The organism is Streptococcus sp. 27098_8_73 (assembly GCF_041432495.1).
Lineage (GTDB): Bacteria > Bacillota > Bacilli > Lactobacillales > Streptococcaceae > Streptococcus.
Genome location: NZ_JAPVZT010000021.1, coordinates 1 through 4,997, shown reverse-complemented (window position 1 = coordinate 4,997; position 4,997 = coordinate 1). Strand labels below are relative to the sequence as shown.

Annotated in this window: 1 tRNA gene and 3 rRNA genes; all 4 read right to left on the bottom strand. The window is 50.4% G+C overall.

Going from position 1 to position 4,997, the window contains the following annotated elements:
* A 5S ribosomal RNA gene (gene rrf / locus O3651_RS10015) occupies nt 1-95 on the bottom strand; the annotation flags it as partial.
* A 100-nt stretch (nt 96-195) separates the two neighbouring features.
* Nucleotides 196-3,093: ribosomal RNA gene (locus O3651_RS10010) — 23S ribosomal RNA — on the bottom strand.
* 126 nt (nt 3,094-3,219) lie between these two features.
* Nucleotides 3,220-3,292 (bottom strand) — tRNA-Ala (locus O3651_RS10005).
* 53 nt (nt 3,293-3,345) lie between these two features.
* A 16S ribosomal RNA gene (locus tag O3651_RS10000) occupies nt 3,346-4,892 on the bottom strand.
* Between the last annotated feature and the right edge of the window lie 105 nt (nt 4,893-4,997).

The window sequence follows — 4,997 nt, the reverse complement described above, 5'->3', positions numbered from 1 at the left end:
ACAGGGGGCAACCCCCAACTACTTCCGGCGTTCTAGGGCTTAACTTCTGTGTTCGGCATGGGTACAGGTGTATCTCCTAGGCTATCGTCACTTAACTAGCTGAATTAACTTGCAATATCTTATTGCCTTGTCAACTCAAAATTGAATAACTACTCAAACCTCACAATACTTGCCAAAAGCTGCGCTCAATGAAAATTGGATAAGTCCTCGAGCTATTAGTATTAGTCCGCTACATGTGTCGCCACACTTCCACTCCTAACCTATCTACCTGATCTTCTCTCAGGGCTCTTACTAACTTGCGTTATGGGAAATCTCATCTTGAGGTGGGTTTCACACTTAGATGCTTTCAGCGTTTATCCCTTCCCTACATAGCTACCCAGCGATGCCTCTGGCGAGACAACTGGTACACCAGCGGTAAGTCCACTCTGGTCCTCTCGTACTAGGAGCAGATCCTCTCAAATTTCCTACGCCCGCGACGGATAGGGACCGAACTGTCTCACGACGTTCTGAACCCAGCTCGCGTGCCGCTTTAATGGGCGAACAGCCCAACCCTTGGGACCGACTACAGCCCCAGGATGCGACGAGCCGACATCGAGGTGCCAAACCTCCCCGTCGATGTGAACTCTTGGGGGAGATAAGCCTGTTATCCCCAGGGTAGCTTTTATCCGTTGAGCGATGGCCCTTCCATGCGGAACCACCGGATCACTAAGCCCGACTTTCGTCCCTGCTCGAGTTGTAGCTCTCGCAGTCAAGCTCCCTTATACCTTTACACTCTGCGACTGATTTCCAACCAGTCTGAGGGAACCTTTGGGCGCCTCCGTTACCTTTTAGGAGGCGACCGCCCCAGTCAAACTGCCCGTCAGACACTGTCTCCGATAGGGATCACCTATCCGGGTTAGAGTGGCCATAACACAAGGGTAGTATCCCAACAACGCCTCCATCGAAACTGGCGTCCCGATCTCATAGGCTCCTACCTATCCTGTACATGTGGCACAGACACTCAATATCAAACTGCAGTAAAGCTCCATGGGGTCTTTCCGTCCTGTCGCGGGTAACCTGCATCTTCACAGGTACTAAAATTTCACCGAGTCTCTCGTTGAGACAGTGCCCAAATCATTACGCCTTTCGTGCGGGTCGGAACTTACCCGACAAGGAATTTCGCTACCTTAGGACCGTTATAGTTACGGCCGCCGTTTACTGGGGCTTCAATTCATACCTTCGCGTTTCCGCTAAGCACTCCTCTTAACCTTCCAGCACCGGGCAGGCGTCACCCCCTATACATCATCTTACGATTTAGCAGAGAGCTGTGTTTTTGATAAACAGTTGCTTGGGCCTATTCACTGCGGCTGACTAAAGTCAGCACCCCTTCTCCCGAAGTTACGGGGTCATTTTGCCGAGTTCCTTAACGAGAGTTCTCTCGCTCACCTGAGGCTACTCGCCTCGACTACCTGTGTCGGTTTGCGGTACGGGTAGAGTATGATACAACGCTAGAAGCTTTTCTTGGCAGTGTGACATCACTCACTCGCTACTAAACTTCGCTCCCCATCACAGCTCAACGTTACAGGTATAAGCATTTGACTCATACCACGCCTCACTGCTTAGACGTACATCCATTCGTACGCACGAGTTAGCCTACTGCGTCCCTCCATCACTTCATACTCTAGTACAGGAATATCAACCTGTTGTCCATCGGATACACCTTTCGGTCTCTCCTTAGGTCCCGACTAACCCAGGGCGGACGAGCCTTCCCCTGGAAACCTTAGTCTTACGGTGGATGGGATTCTCACCCATCTTTCGCTACTCATACCGGCATTCTCACTTCTATGCGTTCCAGCGCTCCTCACGGTACACCTTCTCCACACATAGAACGCTCTCCTACCATACCTATAAAGGTATCCACAGCTTCGGTAAATTGTTTTAGCCCCGGTACATTTTCGGCGCAGGGTCACTCGACTAGTGAGCTATTACGCACTCTTTGAATGAATAGCTGCTTCTAAGCTAACATCCTAGTTGTCTGTGCAACCCCACATCCTTTTCCACTTAACAATTATTTTGGGACCTTAGCTGGTGGTCTGGGCTGTTTCCCTTTCGACTACGGATCTTAGCACTCGCAGTCTGACTGCCGACCATAATTCATTGGCATTCGGAGTTTATCTGAGATTGGTAATCCGGGATGGACCCCTCACCCAAACAGTGCTCTACCTCCAAGAATCTTTATGTCGACGCTAGCCCTAAAGCTATTTCGGAGAGAACCAGCTATCTCCAAGTTCGTTTGGAATTTCTCCGCTACCCACAAGTCATCCAAGCACTTTTCAACGTGCCCTGGTTCGGTCCTCCAGTGCGTTTTACCGCACCTTCAACCTGCTCATGGGTAGGTCACATGGTTTCGGGTCTACATCATGATACTAATTCGCCCTATTCAGACTCGGTTTCCCTACGGCTCCGTCTCTTCAACTTAACCTCGCATCATAACGTAACTCGCCGGTTCATTCTACAAAAGGCACGCTCTCACCCATTAACGGGCTCGAACTTGTTGTAGGCACACGGTTTCAGGTTCTATTTCACTCCCCTTCCGGGGTACTTTTCACCTTTCCCTCACGGTACTGGTTCACTATCGGTCACTAGGGAGTATTTAGGGTTGGGAGATGGTCCTCCCAGATTCCGACGGGATTTCGCGTGTCCCGCCGTACTCAGGATTCTGCTAGGTACAGATTCTATTTAAAATACGAGGCTCTTACTCTCTTTGGCTGACCTTCCCATGTCATTCTTCTATAAAATCTGAGTCCACATTGCAGTCCTACAACCCCGAAGAGTAAACTCTTCGGTTTGCCCTCCTGCCGTTTCGCTCGCCGCTACTAAGGCAATCGCTTTTGCTTTCTCTTCCTGCAGCTACTTAGATGTTTCAGTTCACTGCGTCTTCCTCCTCATCTCCTTAACAGAGATGGGTAACAGGTAGTACCTGTTGGGTTCCCCCATTCGGACATCCCCGGATCTGCGCTTACTTACAGCTCCCCGAGGCATTTCGTCGTTTGTCACGTCCTTCTTCGGCTCCTAGTGCCAAGGCATCCACCGTGCGCCCTTACTAACTTAACCTTATTTTTGACCTTTCAGTCTTAAACTCATTAATATTCACAGCGTTTCGGTTTATTTTCTTGTTACTATTTGATATAGTTATTCAATTTTCAATGGACAAGTTTAGAATAGTCATCACTATCCTAATGGAGCCTAGCGGGATCGAACCGCTGACCTCCTGCGTGCAAAGCAGGCGCTCTCCCAGCTGAGCTAAGGCCCCACAAGACCTCTCAAAACTAAACATGACGACCAATGGCTTCCGTTTTTCCTTAGAAAGGAGGTGATCCAGCCGCACCTTCCGATACGGCTACCTTGTTACGACTTCACCCCAATCATCTATCCCACCTTAGGCGGCTGGCTCCTAAAAGGTTACCTCACCGACTTCGGGTGTTACAAACTCTCGTGGTGTGACGGGCGGTGTGTACAAGGCCCGGGAACGTATTCACCGCGGCGTGCTGATCCGCGATTACTAGCGATTCCGACTTCATGTAGGCGAGTTGCAGCCTACAATCCGAACTGAGACTGGCTTTAAGAGATTAGCTTGCCGTCACCGACTTGCAACTCGTTGTACCAGCCATTGTAGCACGTGTGTAGCCCAGGTCATAAGGGGCATGATGATTTGACGTCATCCCCACCTTCCTCCGGTTTATTACCGGCAGTCTCGCTAGAGTGCCCAACTAAATGATGGCAACTAACAATAAGGGTTGCGCTCGTTGCGGGACTTAACCCAACATCTCACGACACGAGCTGACGACAACCATGCACCACCTGTCACCGGTGTGCCGAAGCAAAATCCTATCTCTAGGACGGGCACCGGGATGTCAAGACCTGGTAAGGTTCTTCGCGTTGCTTCGAATTAAACCACATGCTCCACCGCTTGTGCGGGCCCCCGTCAATTCCTTTGAGTTTCAACCTTGCGGTCGTACTCCCCAGGCGGAGTGCTTAATGCGTTAGCTGCGGCACTGAGTCCCGGAAAGGACCCAACACCTAGCACTCATCGTTTACGGCGTGGACTACCAGGGTATCTAATCCTGTTTGCTCCCCACGCTTTCGAGCCTCAGCGTCAGTTACAGACCAGAGAGCCGCTTTCGCCACCGGTGTTCCTCCATATATCTACGCATTTCACCGCTACACATGGAATTCCACTCTCCCCTTCTGCACTCAAGTTAAACAGTTTCCAAAGCGTACTATGGTTAAGCCACAGCCTTTAACTTCAGACTTATCTAACCGCCTGCGCTCGCTTTACGCCCAATAAATCCGGACAACGCTCGGGACCTACGTATTACCGCGGCTGCTGGCACGTAGTTAGCCGTCCCTTTCTGGTAAGATACCGTCACAGTGTGAACTTTCCACTCTCACACTCGTTCTTCTCTTACAACAGAGCTTTACGATCCGAAAACCTTCTTCACTCACGCGGCGTTGCTCGGTCAGACTTCCGTCCATTGCCGAAGATTCCCTACTGCTGCCTCCCGTAGGAGTCTGGGCCGTGTCTCAGTCCCAGTGTGGCCGATCACCCTCTCAGGTCGGCTATGTATCGTCGCCTTGGTGAGCCGTTACCCCACCAACTAGCTAATACAACGCAGGTCCATCTGGTAGTGGTGCATTTGCACCTTTCAATTGACTATCATGCAATAGTCAATGTTATGCGGTATTAGCTATCGTTTCCAATAGTTATCCCCCGCTACCAGGCAGGTTACCTACGCGTTACTCACCCGTTCGCAACTCATCCAGAAGAGCAAGCTCTCCCTTCAGCGTTCTACTTGCATGTATTAGGCACGCCGCCAGCGTTCGTCCTGAGCCAGGATCAAACTCTCATTAAAAGTTTGAGTTCTCACTCATTTCTGTCACTGACAGATTTATTGTTTTTTTCTTTGTTCAGTACTACAACATATATTGTAGCGCCCTGCACATTGGTTCGTCTTGTT